The sequence below is a fragment of the Acidiphilium sp. PM genome, from assembly GCF_000219295.1.
Classification (GTDB): domain Bacteria; phylum Pseudomonadota; class Alphaproteobacteria; order Acetobacterales; family Acetobacteraceae; genus Acidiphilium; species Acidiphilium multivorum.
The window spans coordinates 1-1,281 of record NZ_AFPR01000356.1 but is presented as its reverse complement, the minus strand read 5'-3'; the positions used below and the strand labels follow the sequence as shown (position 1 = coordinate 1,281).

General features: G+C 73.8%; 1 protein-coding gene. It reads right to left on the bottom strand.

What is annotated here, in order from left to right; all coding sequences use genetic code 11:
• A partial coding sequence (gene lysA / locus APM_RS12615) for a diaminopimelate decarboxylase (protein WP_007423761.1) occupies positions 1-1,272 on the bottom strand: 1,272 nt, incomplete at its 3' end.
• Positions 1,273-1,281 lie beyond the last annotated feature (9 nt).

Below are 1,281 nucleotides of genomic sequence, written 5' to 3'. Positions count from 1 at the left end.
CGTCTGGCGCCGGCGGATCAGCTGCGGCGCGCCGTCGGCGATCATCACCTGGGCGGCGAAGGGGCGGCCGTTATAGGTGCTGCTCATCGTCGCGCCATAGGCCCCGGCATCGAGCAGCGCGACCAGCGCGCCGGGGGCAAGTTCTGGCAGGTCGTGGGTGCCGAAACGGTCGCTGCTCTCGCAGACCGGACCGACCACCTCGGCCGGCGCCGGGGCGCCCGCGGCGTCGGCGGCGCCGACCGGGACGATGCCGTGCCGCGCGCCATAGAGCGCCGGGCGAATCAGGTCGTTCATCCCGGCATCGAGCACGACGAACCGTTCCGCTCCGGCGCGCTTGACGAGCGTCACGCGGGCGAGCAGCACGCCGGCCGGGCCGACGAGCCAGCGGCCGGGTTCGACGATCAGCTCCAGATCGTGGCCGCCGAGCACGCGGCGGACCATCGCCGCCTGCGCCGCGAAGGGAAAGGCGGTGCCATCGTCATAGGGAATGCCGAATCCGCCGCCGAGGTCGAGGCGGCGCACCGCGAGCCCCTCGCCGCGCAGCGCCCCGATCAGGCCGAGCACGCGCCGGTAAGCCGCCTCGAAGGCGGCGGGCGCGAAGATCTGGCTGCCGATATGGGTGGAAAACCCGACCGCCTCGATGCCCTGCAGCGCCGCGGCGCGGCGATACAGCGCGCCCGCGTCATCGAAGCCGATGCCGAACTTGTCGCCCTTCCGGCCGGTGCTGATCTTGTCGTGCCCGCCGGCGGCGACATCCGGGTTCACCCGCAGCGCGACCGGTGCGGCAACCCCCATCGCCGCGGCGATGCCGGAGATCATCTCCAGCTCCTCGGCGCTTTCGACATTGAGCTGGCCGATGCCGGCGGCGAGCGCGCGGCGCAGTTCGTCGTCCCGCTTGCCCACGCCGGAGAACACCATCGCCCCCGGCGCGATCCCGGCGGCCTCAGCGCGGGCGAATTCGCCGGCACTGGTCACGTCCGCCCCGGCGCCGCCGGCCCGCACCAGGCCGAGGATCGCGAGGTGGTCGTTCGCCTTCACGGCGTAGCGGATCGCCGGCGCCAGCCCCTCGGCGGCGAAGGCCGCGCGCAGGGCGGCGAGCCGCCCCTCGATCGTCGCGGCGCTGTAGACCCAGGTGGGCGTGCCGTGGGCGGCGGCGATGGACGCGAGCGGCACGTCATCGAGGCACAGCCCGTCCATCGCGTGGAACGAAAGGTTCGGCCGGGCGGCGACGAGACGGTGCCAGGCCTGGTCGCGGGTGAGGGCGTTCATCATTCGGAGGGA